We start from the raw sequence: 19540 nt of genomic DNA on the forward strand, positions 1-19540 counted from the left end.
ACAAGGGGTTTAGCAGCTCTTCTCGTATCTTGGACAGACCAAGCCACTTCGTCGTGGCTTGGTTTGTGTCGGCGCACGCGCAAATGGCAGGTGCCGGCGGGGAGCCCCTCCGTGGGCTGCCGGTTCCAAGATGCCGGTCTGCTAACCTCGCCAGGTGCCTGCCACTCCCGTTTAGCAGCGGGACACAGGCTTAACCCATCTTGGAGGTGTAAGCCATGATTGATTCGAATCGCGTTCCGCGAACCTTGTTTTCCCCCGACCCTAACCTGCTGAGCGTTGCTTATCGCCGCGTTTAAGCGCTGAGTCCCCTTGCTATATCCCCTCGGCCCGTATGTCGTCGCGCCGCATGGCAAGACGGTGGCGGCGCCTTGGCCGGGGCATGCGGACGTCTCAATAGCGCGTTGGCAGGGCATGGCAAAGCCAAGCGGCGGGAGATCCCCGCCGGGGAAAGCTTGAGCCGTCGTTTGGCGACAAACGACGGCTTTTTGCGTTTTTGGTGTTTGCTCACGATTTTTCTAGTGTGCTGAGACATGACTAGATGCAGGAGAAACCACGTATCCGACTTGCCCTAGATCCCTTCAAGCCTGCCGTCGGGTGGCAGGCCCGAGGTCTTAAGCGGCTGCCTGTTCGAGTCCCGCGACGTTAGCGCGCCATCACTGAGCGAATCAAAGATTCGCACGTAGAGAGTTCAGCCGCGCCTCGGGCCTGACGGGCCCCGGCGGGAAGCCGCAGGCCAGGCTTGCAGGGCGGCCTTTGGGGTGAAGGGGAATTTGGCCGAGCAAATTCCCCTTCCTGCCCGCCGGGCAGCCCCGGCAATGAAAACCATCATCCGCGAAGCGGATTCAATGCATTAAGCAATGCTCCCGGGGCGGCAGATCGTGAACCAGCCATCAACGCATAAACCGCAGCGGCAGGCCCTGACAGTCCGGCTGGATGCGTCCCTGAAACCAGGCCAATTGGCCGGAAACGATGGTGGCGCTGACCGCGTGGCGGAAGGCCAGATGCGGGAACGGGGTCCAGCCGCAATGGGCCAGCAGCGGGTCATGGCAGACCGGACGCGGCGCGGGCAGGCGTTCCACCAGCGTCAGATCGGCCCAATAGCCTTCGCGCAGATGGCCGCGTTCGGCGATGGCGAAGCGTTGGGCCACCGCGTGGCTGGTCTTGTCCACCAGTTGCGGCAGCGTCAGTTCGCCGTCGGCCACCAGTTCCAGCAGCGCCGGCAGCGCGTGCTGGACCAGCGGCAGCCCGGCCGGGGCTTGGGTGTAGGGTTGCTGTTTTTCCTCCCAGGCATGCGGCGCGTGGTCGGTGCCTATCAGGTCGATGCGGCCGTCGCGCAGCGCCTGGCGCAGCGCGTCGCGGTCGGCGCGGCTCTTGATCGCCGGATTGCATTTGATCAGGTGACCCAGGCGGGCATAGTCGCTGTCGTCCAGCAGCAGATGGTGGACGCAGGCTTCGGCGGTGATGCGCTTGCCGGCGACGGGGCCGGGCTGGAACAACTCCAGTTCGCGCGCGCTGCTCAGGTGCAGCACGTGTAGCTGGCTGCCGTGACGCCGCGCCAGGTCCACCGCCAGCCGGCTGGATTGGTAGCAGGCTTCGGCGTCGCGGATCAGCGGGTGTTGGTCCGGCGGGATATCGTCGCCGAAGCGCAGCCGCCAGGCGGCTTCGCGCTCACGGATGCGCGGCGTGTGTTCGCAGTGGGTGAGGATGGGAAGCGGGCAAGAGGCGAACAGCCGTTCCAGCGCGGCCGGGTCGTCCAGCAGCAGGTCGCCGGTGCTGGCGCCCATGAACACTTTGACGCCGGCGGCGCGGTTGGGCGGCAGCGCGGCGATCAGGTCCAGATTGTGGCGGGTGGCGCCCAGGTGGAAGCCGTAATTGGCCACCGAGCCGGCGGCGGCGCGGCTTTCCTTGTCCGCCAGCGCCTCCAGGCTGGTGGTGGCCGGCCGGGTGTTGGGCATGTCCATGAAGCTGGTGACGCCGCCGGCCACCGCGGCGCGGGATTCGCTGGCGATGCCGCCCTTGTGCGGCGCGCCGGGTTCGCGGAAGTGAACTTGGTCGTCGATCATGCCGGGCAGCAGCCATTGGCCGGCGGCGTCGATGTCGATGTCGCCGGGGCGGCCGGGCAGGCTGGCGTCAATGCGGCGGATGCGGCCGTTGCCGACGCGCAGGTCTGCTTCCCACTCGCGGCCGTCGCTGACCAGGCGGGCGTTGCGGATCAGGATGTCGCTCATTCAGAACTCGTTTTGCAGTGCTTTGTAGCCGCGTACCAGCTCGCTGTTGGCGCGCAGCACGTCTTCGGAGAATTCGGCGGCGGAGACGCTGGCCTTGGGCAGGCGCGCGGTGTCGCTGGCCGCGCCTATGCGTTCGGTGGAGGCCACGTAGCAGCCGGCCGGCAGTTCGCAGCCGTCCACCACCGCGTTGTGGCGCACCACGCAGCCGTCGCCGACGCGGCAGTTGAACAGCACGCTGTTGAAGCCGATGAAGACGCGCTCGCCCACGGCGCAGGGGCCGTGGATGATGGAGCGATGGGCGATGGAGGTGTGCGCGCCGATGGCGACGGCGGCGCCGGCCTTGGAGTGGATGACCACGCCGTCCTGGATATTGGAGTGGGGGCCGATGACGATGGCTTCCATCTCGCCGTTGGCGTCCACTTCGTCGGCGCGGATCACCGCGTAGGGGCCGATGAAGACATTGTCGTGGACGATGATCTTGCCGCAGAGGATGGCGGTCTTGTCGACGTAGGCGGATTCGGCGATCACCGGCAGGTGGCCGGAGGGGTTCTTGCGTATCAAGCGCTGCTCCCTGAGAGTGTGTTCACGATCTGCTGCGCTGCGGCGATACGGCGTTGAGAACATCTTCGAAATGCTCATGTACCGAATGTATATTCCGCTTTCTCAGCTGTTCTCGCCTTGTCTCGCTCTTGCTCGCGAGATCGTGGATAAGTTATGAGAGTCGGCTAGCCGCCACCGCGTCGTGCGGGTGCAGGCTTTCCTGATGGCGCACGTCGACCCGGTTCAGGCCGTGGCCGGCCAGCGCCGCTTGCAGCCGGCGCGCAGCGTCTTCCACATACATCAGGTTGGCGCCGTTGAGGGAGGCGAAGGCTTGTTCGTCGGCGCGCTTGACCGCGGTTTGCACCGGGGTGGCCAGCGCTTGCTCGGCCAGGTCTATGCGCGCCGCCAGGTCCCAGCCGGCGGCGTCGGCGGCGATATCGAAACGCAAGCGCGCCTGGCTGCGCTGGCTGTGCGGGGTGGCCAGGGTGGCGTGTTCCAGCAGCCAGTCGTAAACCGCGTCCGGCGTGGCCGCGCCGTCCTGTTGGCGGAAGGCGTCGGCGATCAGCCGGCGCGCCAGCGCGGCGGAGCAGGGGCAGGTGGAGGAGTAGGCGATTTCCACCTCGGCCCACAGTCGGCAGCCGTCGTCGTCCCGTTCCGCGCCCAGCGCCGCCGGGTAGGCTTTCCAGCCGGACAGGCCCGGCGTGACCAGCGCCGGGCGCTGGCACAAGAGTTCGAAGCGGAATTCGGCGCGGGCGGCGTTGCTGCCGCAGTCGGCTTGGCTGTCCTCCATCTCTTGCAGCAGCCGGCTGAGGGCGGCCGGGCTCAGCGGCGCGGCGTCGGCGTGGGGCTGCAGCAGCCGGTAGAGCCGGGACATGTGTATGCCCTTGATCGCCGGCCGGGGCAGATTGACTTGCACGCTGGCGCGGGCGGCGACGCAGCCGTGGGCGGCGTCCGCCAGCCGCAGCGGCAGCGCGATGCCGTCCATGCCCACCCAGTTCAAGGGCAGCAGCGCGGCGGCGGCGCCGCTGCGCGCGATATCGGGCAGCGGGGCGTTCATGCGGGGTCCTCGGCGGCGGTTTCCAAGGGCGGGAACGGGTCCGGCAGCAGCGCCCAGGCGGCCGGGCCGGCGGCCATTTCGGCCTCGTCCAGCAGGCAGGCGTCCAGTTGCCGACGCAGTTCGGCTTCGTCCATGGCGATGCCGATCAGCACCAGCTCCTGGCGCGCGTCGCCGATGCCGTCCTGCCAGTGGCTTTCGATCTGGCGCAGGCTGTCCTCGTCCTGCGGCCAGTATTCGCGCGGGGTGGCGGCCCACCATTGGCCGGCCAGTTCGTGGCGGCACACCGCGCCGGCCTGCGACCACAGCTGGGCGTGGGCCGGGCGGCTGGCCAGCCAGAAATAGCCCTTGGAGCGCAGCACGCCCGGCCATTCCCGCTGCGCCAGTTCAAAGAAGCGCTGTGGGTGGAAGGGGCGGCGCGCGCGGTAGACGAAGCTGGCGATGCCGTATTCCTCGGTTTCCGGCGTGTGCTCGCCGCGCAGCTCGCTGAGCCAGCCGGGGGCGTCGGCGGCGGCGTCGAAGTCGAACAGGCCGGTGTTGAGCACCGCGTCCAGCGGCACCTGGCCGAAGCGGGCTTCGACGATGCGGGCGCGCGGGTTGAGCTGACGCAGGATGCCGGCCAGCCGCTCTTGGTCCGCGGCGTTGATCAGATCGGTCTTGTTGAGCACGATCACGTCGCAGAACTCCACTTGTTCGATCAACAGGTCCGCCACCGTGCGCTCGTCGGCCTCGCCCAGCGATTCGCCGCGCTGCCGCAGATGGTCGCGCGAGGCGTAGTCGCGCAGGAAGTGACAGGCGTCCACCACGGTGACCATGGTGTCCAGCCGCGCGGAGTCGGCCAGGCTGCGGCCCTGCTCGTCGGCGAAGGTGAAGGTTTCCGCCACCGGCAGCGGTTCGGCGATGCCGGTGGATTCGATCACCAGCTGGTCGAAGCGGCCTTCGTCCGCCAGCCGCGACACTTCCAGCAGCAGGTCTTCGCGCAGGGTGCAGCAGATGCAGCCATTGCTCATTTCCACCAGTTTTTCCTCGGTGCGGGACAGCGCGGCGCCGCCTTCGCGCACCAGGGCGGCGTCGATATTGACCTCGCTCATGTCGTTGACGATCACCGCTACGCGGCGGCCTTCGCGGTTGTTGAGGATGTGGTTGAGCAAGGTGGTCTTGCCGGCGCCGAGGAAGCCGGACAGCACGGTGACCGGCAGTCTGGCGTCTAGCGCGGCGGAGGAGGAGGGCGTGGGCGTCATGGCATGGGGTCCGATTAGGTGAGGGCGATGCGGGTGGCGAAGGCCTTTGGCTGTTCGCTATTTTTGTTATGTTATAACATTTTATTTTTCGGCGGCAAGGGTCGAATATCGCCACTAGTTCTTTCTGGCTAGTCCGTCTCGCCAAAGTACTAACCGTGACTAGTGCCAATGCGCCGCCACGCGCCAACCTTCGGCGAATGTCGATGCTTGTCGCTAGGTTCTAAGCTTGCAATCAAGTGAAAAGGTCCGTTTCCCCCGGTGGCTGGAGCCGCCGGCCCGCGCGGCGCGGACCCCGATATTTGGAGGCAAGATGAGTCACTTTCTCGACCGTTTGAATTTCCTGGGCAAGATCCGCTCCACCTTTGCCAATGGTCATGGCGCCGTCGTCAACGAGGATCGCGGTTGGGAAAACGCCTACCGCCAGCGCTGGCAGCACGACAAGGTGGTGCGTTCCACTCACGGCGTGAACTGCACCGGTTCCTGTAGCTGGAAGGTGTATGTGAAGAACGGCCTGATCACCTGGGAAACCCAGCAGACCGATTACCCGCGCACCCGGCCGGACCTGCCCAATCACGAACCGCGCGGTTGCCCGCGCGGCGCATCCTACAGCTGGTACGTCTACTCCGCCCAGCGCGTCAAATATCCGATGATCCGCGGCCGTCTGGCCAAACTGTGGCGCGAAGCGCGCCAGACTCTGAGCCCGGTGGAGGCGTGGGAAAAGATCAGCCAGACGCCGGAACTGGCCAAGCAGTACAAGTCCAAGCGCGGCCAGGGCGGTTTCGTGCGCGCCAGCTGGGACGAGGCCAACGAGATCGTGGCCGCCGCCAACGCCTTCACCATCAAGAAATACGGTCCGGACCGGGTGGTGGGCTTCTCGCCGATCCCGGCGATGTCCATGGTGTCCTACGCCGCCGGCAGCCGTTACCTCAGCCTGATTGGCGGCGTGCCGCTGTCCTTCTACGACTGGTACTGCGATTTGCCGCCGGCCAGCCCGCAGACCTGGGGCGAGCAGACCGACGTGGCCGAGTCCGCGGACTGGTACAACTCCACTTATCTGATGGTGTGGGGCTCCAATGTGCCGATGACCCGCACCCCGGACGCCCACTTCTACACCGAGGTGCGCTACAAGGGCACCAAGACGGTGGCAGTGTCCAGCGACTTTGGCGAAATGGCCAAGTTCGGCGACATCTGGATGGCGCCCAAGCAGGGCACCGACGCCGCGCTGGCAATGGCGATGGGTCATGTGATCTTCAAGGAATTCCACCTCGATAATCCATCCGGCTACTTCACCGACTACATCCGCCGCTATACCGACATGCCAATGCTGGTGGCGCTGAAGCAAGACGGCGAGCGCTGCATTCCGGACTACTTCCTGCGCGCCTCCCATCTGGAAGGCAGCCTGGGCGAAGACAACAACCCGGACTGGAAAACCCTGCTGATCGACGAGGCCAGCGGCGACATCGTCGCGCCCAACGGCTCCATCGGCTTCCGCTGGGGCCAGGCCGAGGGCAAGGCCGGCAAGTGGAACCTGGAGCAAAAGGACGGCGGCAACGGCCGCGAGGTATCCGCCAAGCTGTCCCTGATCAAGGAAAGCGACGCGGTGGTGGGCGTGGGCTTCCCTTACTTCGGCGCCGAGCACGATGAACTGCTGACCCGCAATGTGCCGGCCAAGCGCATCCGCCTGGCCGACGGCAGCGAAACCCTGGTGGCCACGGTGTTCGACCTGATGGCGGCCAACTACGGCATAGACCGCGGCCTGGGCGGCGGCAACGTCGCCGTCGACTACATGGACGACGTGCCCTACACCCCGGCCTGGCAGCAAAAGCACACCGGCGTGAAGCCGGAACTGGTGATCCAGGTGGCGCGCGAGTTCGCGCAGAACGCCGATCAGACCCAGGGCAAGTCCATGGTCATCGTCGGCGCGGCGCTGAACCACTGGTACCACATGGACATGACCTACCGCGGCATCATCAATATGCTGATGCTGTGCGGCTGTATCGGCCAGTCCGGCGGCGGCTGGTGCCACTATGTGGGCCAGGAAAAACTGCGTCCGCAAACCGGCTGGGCGCCGCTGGCCTTCGCCGGCGACTGGAACCGCCCGGCGCGGCAGATGAACGGCACCAGCTTCTTCTACGCCCACACCAGCCAGTGGCGGCATGAAAAACTGGGCGTCGGCGAAATCCTGGCGCCCACCGCCGACGGCCGCATGGCCGGCATGGCGCTGATCGATTACAACGCCAAGGCCGAACGGATGGGCTGGCTGCCGTCCGCGCCGCAGCTGTCCGCCAACCCGCTGGACGTGACCCGCGCCGCGGCCGCCGCCGGCCAGGACGCCGCCGCCTACGTGGTGGACGGCCTCAAGTCCGGCAAGCTGGACCTGGCCTGCAACGACCCGGACAACCCGCAGAACTTCCCGCGCAATATGTTCGTGTGGCGCTCCAACATCCTGGGCAGTTCCGGCAAGGGCCACGAATACTTCCTCAAATACCTGCTGGGCACCCAGAACGCGGTGCTGAACTCGGAAGACGATTGCATCAAGCCCACCGAGATCACCGTGCGCCCGGCGGCGGAAGGCAAGCTGGACCTGCTGGTGGTGCTGGACTTCCGCATGTCCACCACCTGCTTGTACGGCGACGTGGTGCTGCCCACCGCCACCTGGTACGAGAAGGACGACCTCAACACCTCGGACATGCACCCCTTCATCCACCCGCTGTCCGAAGCGGTGCAGCCGCTGTGGCAGTCCCGCACCGACTGGGAAATCTACAAGGGTTTCGCCAAGAAGCTGTCCGAGCTGGGCAAGGACTACCTGGGCGTGCAGAAGGATCTGGTGCTGACCCCGCTGATGCACGATACCCCGGAAGAACTGGGCCAGCCTTTCGATCCCAAGGACTGGAAAAAAGGCGAGTGCGAGCCGATGCCGGGCAAGACCATGCCCAAGATGACGGTGGTGGAGCGCGACTACGGCGCGATCTACGACAAGTTCACCACCATTGGTCCCTTGCTGGAAAAAGCCGGCAACGGCGGCAAGGGCATCAGCTGGAAAACCGGCCATGAAGTGGACATCCTGCGCGGCCTGAATCAGGTGGCCAGCCAAGGCGCCGGCAAGGGCCAGCCCAAGCTGGAAACCGCGATCGACGCCGCCGAGATGATTCTGACCCTGGCGCCGGAAACCAACGGCCATGTGGCGGTAAAGGCCTGGGACGCGCTGTCCAAGATCACCGGCCGCGACCACACCCACCTGGCCAAGCCGCGCGAGCACGACAGCATCCGCTTCCGCGACGTGCAGGCGCAGCCGCGCAAGATCATTTCCTCGCCCACCTGGTCCGGCCTGGAAAGCGAAGAAGTCAGCTACAACGCCGGCTACACCAATGTGCACGAGCTGATTCCCTGGAGAACCATCACCGGCCGCCAGCAGTTCTACCAGGATCACCAGTGGATGCGCGCCTTCGGCGAAGGCCTGTGCGTGTACAAGCCGGCGGTGGACCTGAAAACCACCCAGGCGGTGCTGGGCAAGCACGGCAACGGCAACCACGAACTGGTGCTGAACTTCCTGACCCCGCACCAGAAATGGGGCATCCACAGCACGTATTCCGACAACCTGCGCATGCTGACGCTGAGCCGCGGCGGCCCGCACGTATGGCTGTCCGAGGACGACGCCAAGAAGGCCGGCATCGTGGACAACGACTGGATCGAGGTGTTCAACGTCAACGGCACGCTGACCGCCCGCGCCGTGGTGTCGCAGCGGGTGCCGCAGGGCATGACGCTGATGTACCACGCCCAGGAGAAGATCGTGAACGTGCCGGGCGCGGAAGTGTCCGGCAAGCGCGGCGGCATCCACAACTCGGTAACCCGCGCGGTGACCAAGCCCACCCACATGATAGGCGGCTACGCGCAGCTGTCCTGGGGCTTCAACTACTACGGCACCGTGGGCGCCAACCGCGACGAGTTCGTGGTGGTGCGCAAGATGAATTCAGTGGACTGGATGGATAGTCCGGCAGGAGACCAACAATGAAAATCCGCGCTCAAATCGGCATGGTGCTGAACCTGGACAAGTGCATTGGCTGCCACACTTGTTCGGTCACCTGCAAGAACGTCTGGACCAGCCGCGACGGCGTTGAATACGCCTGGTTCAACAACGTGGAAACCAAGCCCGGCATCGGCTACCCCAAGGAATGGGAAAACCAGGAAAAGTGGAAGGGCGGCTGGGTGCGCCAGCCCAACGGCAAGCTGGAGCCGCGTCAGGGCGGCCGGCTGAAAATCCTGGGCAATATCTTCGCCAACCCCAATATGCCGGGGATAGACGATTACTACGAGCCGTTCACCTACGACTACGAACACCTGCAGAACGCGCCGGAAATGCAGACCCCGCCCACCGCGCGGCCGGTGTCGGTGCTGACCGGCAAGAAGATGGACAAGATCGAATGGGGCCCGAACTGGGAGGACGACCTGGGCGGCGAATTCGCCAAGCGCAGCAAGGACGCTCTGTTCGAAGGCATCCAGAAGGAAATGTACTCGGCCTTCGAGAACACCTTCATGATGTATCTGCCGCGGCTGTGCGAGCACTGTCTGAACCCGGCCTGCGTCGCGTCCTGTCCGTCCGGTTCCATCTATAAGCGCGAAGACGACGGCATCGTGCTGATCGATCAGGACAAATGCCGCGGCTGGCGCATGTGCGTGTCCGGCTGCCCGTACAAGAAGATCTATTACAACTGGACCTCCGGCAAGGCTGAGAAGTGCACCTTCTGCTACCCGCGCATCGAGGGCGGCCAGCCGACGGTGTGCTCGGAAACCTGCGTCGGCCGCATCCGCTATCTGGGCGTGCTCTTGTACGACGCCGACAAGATAGACGAAGCCGCCGCGGTGGAAGACCCGAAGAGCCTGTACGAGGCGCAGCTGGGCGTGTTCCTGGACCCGAACGCGCCGGAAGTGATCGCCGAGGCGCAGAAGCAGGGCATTCCGCAAAGCTGGCTGGACGCCGCGCAGCGCTCCCCGGTTTACAAGATGGCGATGGAGTGGAAAGTGGCTTTCCCGCTGCACCCGGAATACCGGACCCTGCCGATGGTGTGGTACATCCCGCCGTTGTCGCCCATCCAGTCCGCGATGGAAAACGGTCTGATCGGCGAGAACGGCATCATCCCGGACGTCAAGGATCTGCGCATCCCCATCCAGTACCTGGCCAATCTGCTGACGGCAGGCAAGGAAGAGCCGGTGGTGAAAGCGCTGGAAACCATGGTGGCGATGCGGCGCTATATGCGCAAGAAGAGCGTGGAGAAGGTGTCCGACGCCGCCACCCTCAAGGGCACCCATTTGAATCCGGCCCAGGTGGAGGAAATGTACCAGGTGATGGCCATCGCCAATTACGAAGACCGCTTCGTGATTCCGTCCAGCCACAAGGAACTGGTGGAAAACACTTTCGAGGACAAGGCGTCCTGCGGCTTCACCTTCGGCAACGGCTGCTCCGGCGGCGAGTCCGACGCCAGCTTGTTCGGCAAGAAGAAAGCCACCCCCATTGTGTTCCACGACATGCGGCGCGACCGCAAGTCCAATTCCGGTCAGTGAGGGAGAACGCCATGCGCATCTATCAAGCCTTATCCGCCCTGCTGTGCTACCCGGAGCCGGACCTGGTCGCGGCGGCGGACGACATCCGCGTCGAAGTCGCGGCGGAGCCGCGCATCGCCCGGCTGCTGGAGCCGCTGCTGCTGTCCTTGGAAGGCGAGGATCTGATCACCCTGCAAGAACGCTATGTGCAGACCTTCGATCGCAACCCCAGCCATTCGCTGCATCTGTTCGAGCACATCCACGGCGAGGACCGCGCCCGCGGTCAGGCCATGGTGGACCTGCTGGCCGAATACCAGGCCCAGGGTTTCGAGCCGGCGGCGAACGAGCTGCCGGACTACCTGCCGCTGTTCCTGGAGTTTCTGGCGCAGTGCCAGCCGGAGGAGGCCGCCCGGCTGCTCTCCGACGCGGTGCACGTGATCGCCCACGTGGCCGGCAAGCTGGCCGACAGCCGTTCCCACTACGCCGGCGTGCTGCAGGGGCTGGTGCTGCTGTCGCCGGTGGCGCCGGAAGCGCTGACCGTGCCGCCGGTGCGCGACATGGACGAGATGCTGGAGACCTTCGGCCCCGGCGCGGACGGCGTGGAGCCGTTGCTGAAGCCGGCGCGGCCGGCCATCGCTCCGGTGAACTTTTACCCGCAGCGGCCGCAGGGCTGAATCCCGCTGCCAGGAGAGCAACATGAACTATCTGCACCAATTCGTATTCGGCATCTACCCCTACATCGCGCTGGCGGTGTTCCTGCTGGGCAGCCTGATCCGCTTTGACCGCGAGCAATACAGCTGGAAGAGCGAATCCTCGCAGCTGCTGTATCGCGGCCAGTTGCGGCTGGGCAACATCCTGTTCCATCTCGGCATCATCGGCCTGTTCTTCGGCCATTTGGTGGGGCTGCTGACCCCGGTGGCGGTGTGGGACGCGCTGGGCGTCAGCCACAGCTTCAAGCAAGTGTTCGCGATGACGGCCGGCGGCATCATGGGCGGCCTGTGCCTGATTGGCATTCTGATTCTGCTGCACCGCCGCTTCACCTGCGACCGGCTGTCGGCCAACACCACCTGGCGCGACAAGCTGGTGTTGCTGTGGATTCTGGCCACCTTGTTGTTGGGTCTCAGCACCATCGCGGTGTCGGCGCAGCACCTGGACGGCCACGAGATGGTGTTGCTGATGAGCTGGGCCCAGCACATCGTCACCTTGCGCGGCGACGCGGCCTTCTTCATCGTCGACGCCTCGCCGGTGTTCAAGGCGCACTTGTTCATGGGCATGAGCTTGTTCGTGATCTTCCCGTTCACCCGTCTGGTGCACGTGTGGAGCGGCTTCGGCGCGGTGACCTATCTGGGCCGGGCCTGGCAGCTGGTGCGGCCGCGGACTTGATTCGCTTGGTTTTCGCATGAGAACGCGGCGGCGCGCCCAAGGGCGCTCCGCCGTTTTTCATGCCGTCCGGCTACATATAAATTCGAGAAGTTGTGAAGCGATAACAAGAGCGAACAATTCCTAACAATTCGAAACAGCCGGCTGTCAACCAAACGGTTAAGCTGGGCCATCCGTTTAAATTCAGGAGTTAGCCGCATGAAACGCGCACTTGTCATCTTATCGCTGAGCCTGGCCGGCCTGGCCTCCACCGCCATGGCGGACACCTCCACCATCGTCGGCGGCGCGCTGGGCGGCGCGGCCGGCGCGGCGGTGGGCGAGGCGGTGGGCGGCCGCAACGGCGCCATCATCGGCGGCGCGGTGGGCGGCGCGTCCGGCGCGGCCATCGGCCACGACTACGGCAAGCCGGCGGCGTCGGAACGCCGCGACGACGACGGTCGTCGTTACCGCAAGCACCGTCATCGTCACCACCACGACAAAGGCTATTTCTGCCCGCCGGGACAGGCCAAGAAAGGCCGTTGCTGAGTGTCCCGTCGACCATAGTCATTAGTCACATCGCCGTATTCAGCATGGGCCGGGCTTGATCTATATTGATGGGTGTTGGTTTCCATTGTCATGGAAAATCAAGAGAAACAGTCGATAGAGATCGGAGCCCGCCATGCTGTCCAGGCTATCCCTCGCCAGCAAGCTGCTATTGCTGCTGCTGCCTTTTTCCGCCGCGCTGATTGGCCTCGCCTCGGTGCTGGCCGTCGATCGTTTCCAGACCCTGTCGGAATTGCAACGCTCGGATCGCCTGATCCAGGTGGCGGCGCGTTCCAGCCAGTTGATCCATGATTTGCAGACTGAACGCGGCCTGAGCAACGGCTTTCTCAGCGGTCAGGCCGCCGGCCTGCCGCCGCCCTTGCAACAGGCGCGTTTGGCCAGCGACAAGGACCTGGCCGCCTTCCGCGACGAGGCGGCCAACCACGCCGCCAGCAGCTTGGCAGGCGATCTGTCCGCCGTGAGCAGCCAGTTGGACAGCCTGTCCCGGTTGCGTGCCGATGTGGAGAAACGCGCAATGCCGGCATCGGAGGCCTTTGCTTCTTATTCCATCCGCATCGATGCCTTGATCGGCTTGATAGCCAAGCTGGCGCAGGCCAATAGCGACGGCGATCTGCTGCGCAGCACCGCGGCCTTGCTCAGCCTGCAGTGCGAGAAGGAGTTCGCCGGCCGCGAGCGCGGCTATGTCAACGGCGTGCTCAACGGCGGCGTTTTCGACCAGAAAAGCTTTGCCCAGGCGGTGGGCCTCAAGGCCAAGCAGGACGCTTGCGCCGGCCAGCTGCGGCTGATGGCGGACGAAGCGCTGCGCACCCAGGTGGACGCGGTGGAGGGCGGCGAGGAGGCCAAGGCCCTGCAGACACTGCGGGATAAGCTATTGGGCCAAGCTCTGGGCCAGCCGGTCGGCGTGGCGCCGGCGGCGTGGTTTCAGGCTGCAACCCAGCGCATCGGCGCGTTGAAGACGCTGCAGGACAAATTGTTGTCCGATCTGGCAGGTCAGGTAGCGGCCAAAGTATCCCAGGCTCGCGTCGATCTGTGGGTGACGCTGGGCGGTTCCGCTTTGGTGATTCTGGCCTTGGGCGGCCTGGGCTTTTCCATCTACCGCGGCATCCATGTGCCGGTGCAGCGGCTGGAGCTGCTGATGACCTCGATGAGCCGCGACTTCGACCTGCGACCGCGCGCCGATATCCGCGGCCATGATGAAATCGCGCGCATGGGCAAGGCTTTCGACCACTTGGTGGAGGCCTTCGCCCGAACCCTGAACCAAGTCAATCACAACGCCCACAGCCTGGTGGAGGCGGCGCACGCAATGCTGGCGATTTCCCACCGCGCCGCCAAGGCTTCGGAAACCCAGAGCCAGTCGGCCGCCGGCATCGCCGCGGCGGTGGAGGAGATGAGCGCTGGCATCGAGTCGGTCAGCGCCAATACCCGGCTGTCGTTGAACGTGGCGCAGCAGATGCAGAGCAGCGTCAGCGACGGCCGCGAACGCATGCGCAGCACCACCCAGGCGATGAACCAGACCTCGACGGTGCTGGACGACGCCGGCGGCCGGATAGAGTCCTTGCAGCAGAAGTCCGAGGACATCCGCTCCATCATCACCGCCATCCGCGAGATCGCCGACCAGACCAATCTCTTGGCCTTGAATGCGGCGATCGAGGCGGCGCGCGCCGGCGAGATGGGCCGTGGCTTCGCGGTGGTGGCGGACGAGGTACGCAAGCTGGCCGAACGTACCGGCAAGGAGACGCTGGACATCACCTCTTTGATCGAAGACATCCGCGGCGAGACCCAGACCGCCGCTCACCATATGCAGGAGGCGCGTCAGCGCATGGAGTCCGGCCTGGAACTGGTGGGCCAGACCGTCAACGATCTGGACGAAATTCACCAGGAAGCCAGCGAAGCGGCGGCCAAGAGCCAGGGCACCGCGGCGGCGATGGCGCAGCAGACCGCGGCCAGCGGCGAGGTGGCCAACAATATCAGCGTGATCGCCTCGCTGGCGGAGGAGAACTCCGGCCTGGTGCAGGAGGTGGCGGATTTGTCCGACCGGCTCAACGCTTCGGCCAGCGAGCTGGTGGAGTTGGTGGACAAGTTCAAGCACGCCTGAGAGCCTGATCATAATCTGCTGCGCTGCGTGAGACGCCGCACGGTGAGTACCGCTTCGAAATGCTCATGTACCACTTGTACATTCCGCTTTCTCTGCTGTTTTCGCCTTGTCTCGCTCTTGCTCGCGGGATTTTGAACAGGCTCTGAGAACCGGTTTACGGTCCGCTGCGCTTCGACGCTGCCGCGCAAGCCGCTCTTCAGGTTTCAATTCAGCCGACTGGCCCCTAGTTAGAAGTGACTAGGGGCCTGCGTGCTTTGGTTGGACTGCGAATTTTCGGTCTAGCTAGTAAAATTGAATCAGGAAATATCAGATTGGCGGCGACAGCCGGGCCACTTGGTTGCGACTAAGCGGTATCATTGGCTGCCATGGAGGAACTCATGCTTACCGACCGCTTCGGGCGCTCCATCGAATATCTGCGTCTGTCCGTGACCGACCGTTGCGACCTGCGCTGCAATTACTGCCTGCCCAAAGGCTTCAAAGGCTTCGAGGAGCCAGCCAACTGGCTGACCTTCGACGAAATCGAACGGGTGGTGGCGGCGTTCGCGCGGCTCGGCACCCGGCGGCTGCGGCTGACCGGCGGCGAACCGCTGCTGCGCCGCAATCTGCCGGAGCTGGCGGCGCGCCTGTCCGCGCTGCCCGGTCTCAACGATCTGTCGCTGACCAGCAACGCCACTCAGCTGGCGCGCCACGCTCAGGCGCTGCGCGCCGCGGGGGTGAGCCGCGTCAACGTCAGCCTGGACTCGCTGCGCCGCGACTGCGTGCACGACATCACCGGCAGCGACAGCCTGCCGCGGGTGATGGAAGGCTTGATGGCGGCCAAGGACGCCGGTTTTTCCCCAATCAAGATCAATATGGTGGCGATGAAGGACGTCAACGACGCCGACATCGGCGCCATGGTCGCCTTCTGTATCCAGCATGGCTTCGTGCTGCGGCTGATTGAAGCCATGCCGATGGGCGATACCGGCCGCGCCGCCAGTTATCTGGACTTGCAGCCGGTGCTGCGCCAGTTGCAAACCGAATTCGATCTGGTCGAACAGGCCGCCACCCTGGGCGGCGGTCCGGCCCGCTACTGGAAAACCCGGGACGGCGGTTTCTCGCTGGGCCTGATCACCCCGATATCCCAACACTTCTGCGCCACCTGCAACCGGGTGCGGCTGTCTGTGGACGGCACCTTGTACATGTGCCTGGGCCAGGAGGAAAGTTTCGAACTGCGCCCCTTGCTGCGCGCCGGTATCTCCGATGCCGAACTGGAAGCTGCAATCCGTACCGCGATAGAGCTGAAGCCGGAGCGTCATGAATTCAGCGAGAAGCCGCAAAAGCTGGTGCGCTTCATGTCGATGACCGGTGGCTAGGACAACGGCGATGCGGCTGAACGTGTCCCCGGTGCTGGGTGGCCCGCTGGGGCAGCGGCTCAGCGCCAAGATCATCGGCGTGCTGGCGGTGTTTCTGTTGGTGGCGCTGGGTTCCATCGGCGCCACGCTGTGGCTGTCCTGGCAGCAAGAGGGCGGCGCGGCGGCGATCAACGACGCCGGCAGCCTGCGCATGCGCGTCACTCGGCTGGCGCTGGACTTGCAGCTCAGCGGCCAGGACGGCGCGCGCGCCGACGCCTTGCGTCGCGACATGCTCAATTACGAAGCCATCTTGCAGCGGCTGCGCCGCGGCGACCCCGCGCGCCCGCTGCTGGTGCCCCGCCAGGCCGACATTCAGCAGGCGCTTAGTCAGGTGGAAAGGCAGTGGCGCGAGCAACTGAAACCGGTGCTGCTGAACGCGCTGACGCGGCCCGGCGACAACGCGGCGGAGGCCGCCCGTTTCGCCGAGCGCGTGGCGCTCTACGTGGAGGACATCAACACCTTCGTCAGCGGCATGGAAGCCTACAACGCCCGCAATACAGACTACCTTCGCCTGTTGCAGCTCTTGCTCGCCAGCATGGCGGTGGTGGGCACCGTCGCGCTGATCTATCTGATGCTGCTGATCGTGCTGAGGCCGCTGGACAAGTTGCACCAGGGCATACGCCAGTTGGCTGCAGGCGATTACAGCGTGCGGGTGCCGGTGGAAACCGACGACGAGTTCGGCCAGGTCAGCACCGGCTTCAATCTGATGGCGGCCTGTTTGTCCGAATCCCACGCCACTCTGGAAGAGCGGGTGCGCGGCAAGACCGCCAGCCTGCAGCAGAAAAACCAGGAGCTGGCGCTGCTGTACGAAATCACCTCCTTCTGCAATCAATCCCAGCCGCTGGAAGCGCTGTGCAAGGGTTTTCTGGCCCGGGTGATGCGCGCTTTCGACGCCGACGGTGGCGCTGTGCGTTTGACCGACTACGGCCAGGGCATGGTGTTCGTGGTGGCCGACGACGGCTTGCCGGAGGGACTGCTGCGCGACGAACACTGCTTGAAAGTGGGCGACTGCTTGTGCGGAGAAGCCGCCGCCAAGGCCGAGAGCCGGGTGGAGAACATGCGCGGCCTGCCGGACAAGCAATGCAGCCGTGAAGGCTTCCGCGTAGTCAGCGCCTTTCCGGTGGCGACGCAGAACCGCACGCTGGGCATTTTCAATTTGCATTTTCGCCAGGCGCGTATTCTGCTGCCGCAACAAGTGCGGCAACTGGAGATGTTGGGTCAGCATTTGGCGGTGGCGATCGAAAACCTGAGGCTGGCGGCCAAGGAGCGCGAACTGGCTGTGTTGGAAGAGCGCAACCTGGTGGCCCAGGGCCTGCACGATAGCATCGCGCAAGGTCTGTCTTTCCTGAACTTGCAAACCCAGATCATGCGGCAGGCGCTGGACAGCGGGGATCCGGGGCTGGTGGACGACACGCTGGCCTTGTTCGAGGCCGGGGTCAAGGAAAGCTACGATGATGTGCGCGAACTGCTCAATAATTTCCGCTCCAAGCTGTCGGAGAGCCTGAGTCAGGCGGTAAGCAGCTTGCTGGACAAATTCCGCAAGCAGACCGGCTTGCGGGTGGAACTGCGCTCCACCGGGGCCGGCGCGCCGCTGATGCCGGAGCAGCAGCTGCAAATCCTGTTCATCCTGCAAGAGGCCTTGTCCAATGTGCGCAAGCACGCCGAGGCCAGCCAGGTTACGGTCAGCCTCAGCGACGACGGCGAGGTCTTCGTGCTAAGCGTGCTGGACAATGGCGTCGGCTTCGATCTGGATACCGTGCGGAACAAGGGCGACGGCCATTTCGGCCTGTCCATCATGCAGGAACGCGCGCAACGCGCCGGCTTGCAACTGGACATTGAATCCACCCCGGAGGCGGGCACCCTGGTCAGCCTGCTGCTGCCGCGTGCGCGGCGCATGGCCGCTTGAGCCACTGGCGCGACGGCTAGACAGCTCTCATACTGTCCATATCTGAATTTAAAAACCCCTGGATTCGATGATGTCAGAACAGAGCATACGCATTCTACTGGTGGACGATCACACCTTGTTCCGCAGTGGAATCAAGGCCTTGCTGGCGCGACAAGCCGGCTTCGACGTTGTCGGCGAGGCGGCGGACGGCGCCGAGGGTGTCAAGCTGGCCAAGCAGCTGGACCCGGACGTGGTGCTGCTGGACCTGAACATGCCCGGCATCTCCGGCGTGGAGGCCTTGACCTTGATGCTGCAGGACCAGCCCAAGCGGGCGGTGGTGATGCTGACGGTGTCCGAGGAGGCCGACGACCTGACCGCGGCGCTGAAGGCCGGCGCGCGCGGCTATCTATTGAAAAACATCGACGCGGACTTTCTGACCCAGGCGGTGGCGCGCGCCGCCGCCGGGGAATCGGTAATGAGCGACTCGATGACCGCCAAGTTGATGGCCCAGTTCCGCCACGGCGCGGCGGCGCCGGTGGAACCGGCGGAGCAGGAACTGGACCGGCTGACCCCGCGCGAACGCGAAATCCTCGGCTTTCTGGCTCAGGGCAAGAGCAATAAGGAAATCGCGCGCAGCCTTGACCTGGCGGAGAGCACGGTCAAGATCCATGTGCAGAACATCCTGAAGAAGCTCAGCCTCAGCAGCCGGGTGCAGGCGGCGGTGTTCGCGGTGGAGAACGGGGTGGGGCGCAGCGCTTGAGCGGCTGCACATTCCCCTGGTTCACTGGAGCATGAACAGCTTCTAAGAGCGGCTAACAAAATTCCTGATGCTGAGTTGCGCCGACTTGCCGTACTCAAGTACTGCCTGCGTCGGCGCGCCTTGCCTCAGCCGTAAAACTGATTTTTGTTAGCCGCTCTAAGCGGCGGCCTGCTCAACCCTCCACCAGCCGATAGCCGACTCCGGTCTCGGTGAGGATGTGGCGCGGCATCGCCGGATTGTCTTCCAGCTTTTGGCGCAAATGCCCCATATAGACGCGCAGATACTGGTTGTGCTCCGAGAACGACGGCCCCCATACCGCCAGCAGCAACTCGCGATGGGTGATCACCTTGCCGGCGCTGCGTATCAAGGTGGACAGCAGCCGGTATTCTATCGGCGTCAGGTGCACCGCCGTCTCCGCCTTGGCCACCAGACGGTTGACCAAGTCCACCTTGATGTCGCCGAACTGAAACACCTGCTGCGCGGCGGCGCTGCCGTGGGTGCGGCGGCGCAGCAGCACGCGGACGCGCGCCAGGCATTCGGCCACGCCGAAGGGCTTGGTCAGGTAGTCGTCGGCGCCTGCGTCCAGCGCGGCTACTTTCTCGGTTTCCTGGGTGCGCGCCGACAGCACCAGGATGGGCAGGTCGGTCCATTCCCGCAGTTGCTTGATGGTGTCCTGGCCGTTCATGTCCGGCAGGCCCAGGTCCAGTATCACCAGGTCCGGCTTGCGGGTGGCCACTTCGATCAGGCCCTGCTTGCCGGTTTCCGCCTCGTGGACGGTCAGGCCTTCCTCTTCCAGCGCCGCGCTCAGAAAGCGGCGGATCGGTTTTTCGTCTTCGATGACGACGATGCTGATCGGTGCGTCTTGCATGATAGGGTTTCGCTCAG

The 19540-nt window shown here is 64.8% G+C and carries 14 protein-coding genes; 9 read left to right on the forward strand and 5 right to left on the reverse strand.

The features are described 5' to 3' along the window. Positions 1–890 precede the first annotated feature (890 nt). The 4 genes from GYH29_RS06425 to zigA all read right to left on the reverse strand — a co-directional run bounded on the left by GYH29_RS06425 (position 891) and on the right by zigA (position 5063). Entirely contained in the window at positions 891–2228 is a 1338-nt protein-coding gene (locus GYH29_RS06425) for a dihydroorotase (protein WP_161523387.1), read from the reverse strand. Next, the gene (locus GYH29_RS06430; RefSeq protein WP_081575913.1) at positions 2229–2789 is read right to left on the reverse strand and encodes an LbetaH domain-containing protein; all 561 of its coding nucleotides are present in this window, start codon (positions 2787–2789) and stop codon (positions 2229–2231) included. Between the two features lie 151 nt (positions 2790–2940). Continuing rightward, entirely contained in the window at positions 2941–3825 is an 885-nt protein-coding gene (folE2, locus tag GYH29_RS06435; protein ID WP_161523388.1) for a GTP cyclohydrolase FolE2, read from the reverse strand. After that, on the reverse strand, positions 3822–5063 hold the full coding sequence (zigA, locus tag GYH29_RS06440) for a zinc metallochaperone GTPase ZigA (RefSeq protein ID WP_118266782.1): 1242 nt from the start codon (positions 5061–5063) through the stop codon (positions 3822–3824). The genes folE2 and zigA overlap by 4 nt, the downstream gene beginning before the upstream one ends. A gap of 310 nt (positions 5064–5373) precedes the next feature. Here zigA and GYH29_RS06445 point away from each other — a divergent pair, with 310 nt between their 5' ends. The 9 genes from GYH29_RS06445 to GYH29_RS06485 all read left to right on the forward strand — a co-directional run bounded on the left by GYH29_RS06445 (position 5374) and on the right by GYH29_RS06485 (position 18655). Continuing rightward, positions 5374–9075, forward strand: coding sequence for a nitrate reductase subunit alpha (locus tag GYH29_RS06445; RefSeq protein ID WP_161523389.1), 3702 nt, complete (start codon positions 5374–5376; stop codon positions 9073–9075). After that, the gene (gene narH, locus GYH29_RS06450; protein ID WP_161523390.1) at positions 9072–10622 is read left to right on the forward strand and encodes a nitrate reductase subunit beta; all 1551 of its coding nucleotides are present in this window, start codon (positions 9072–9074) and stop codon (positions 10620–10622) included. The genes GYH29_RS06445 and narH overlap by 4 nt, the downstream gene beginning before the upstream one ends. A gap of 11 nt (positions 10623–10633) precedes the next feature. Continuing rightward, a complete protein-coding gene (gene narJ / locus GYH29_RS06455) occupies positions 10634–11275 on the forward strand; it encodes a nitrate reductase molybdenum cofactor assembly chaperone (RefSeq protein WP_043593731.1) in 642 nt (213 codons plus the stop codon). Positions 11276–11297: 22 nt separating this feature from the next. Continuing rightward, positions 11298–11984, forward strand: coding sequence for a respiratory nitrate reductase subunit gamma (narI, locus tag GYH29_RS06460; RefSeq protein ID WP_043593729.1), 687 nt, complete (start codon positions 11298–11300; stop codon positions 11982–11984). 195 nt (positions 11985–12179) lie between these two features. Beyond that, positions 12180–12506: a glycine zipper domain-containing protein gene (locus tag GYH29_RS06465; RefSeq protein ID WP_043593726.1), complete on the forward strand. Its 327-nt coding sequence runs from the start codon at positions 12180–12182 to the stop codon at positions 12504–12506. A 133-nt stretch (positions 12507–12639) separates the two neighbouring features. Continuing rightward, entirely contained in the window at positions 12640–14619 is a 1980-nt protein-coding gene (locus tag GYH29_RS06470; RefSeq protein ID WP_081575908.1) for a methyl-accepting chemotaxis protein, read from the forward strand. 377 nt (positions 14620–14996) lie between these two features. Continuing rightward, positions 14997–15971 carry a GTP 3',8-cyclase MoaA gene (gene moaA, locus GYH29_RS06475; protein WP_161523391.1) on the forward strand — a complete coding sequence of 325 codons (975 nt, stop codon included), beginning with the start codon at positions 14997–14999 and terminating at the stop codon, positions 15969–15971. Between the two features lie 10 nt (positions 15972–15981). Next, positions 15982–17916, forward strand: a complete 1935-nt coding sequence (locus GYH29_RS06480) for a type IV pili methyl-accepting chemotaxis transducer N-terminal domain-containing protein (protein WP_019102867.1) — start codon at positions 15982–15984, stop codon at positions 17914–17916. A 70-nt stretch (positions 17917–17986) separates the two neighbouring features. Further along, positions 17987–18655 (forward strand): response regulator, encoded by a 669-nt coding sequence (locus GYH29_RS06485; RefSeq protein WP_019102868.1) that lies wholly within the window; start codon positions 17987–17989, stop codon positions 18653–18655. 172 nt (positions 18656–18827) lie between these two features. Here GYH29_RS06485 and kdpE read toward each other — a convergent pair whose 3' ends face one another. Continuing rightward, positions 18828–19523, reverse strand: coding sequence for a two-component system response regulator KdpE (kdpE, locus tag GYH29_RS06490; RefSeq protein ID WP_019103750.1), 696 nt, complete (start codon positions 19521–19523; stop codon positions 18828–18830). Positions 19524–19540: the final 17 nt, after the last annotated feature.

It is taken from the genome of Chromobacterium haemolyticum, from assembly GCF_009936155.1.
Lineage (GTDB): Bacteria > Pseudomonadota > Gammaproteobacteria > Burkholderiales > Chromobacteriaceae > Chromobacterium > Chromobacterium haemolyticum.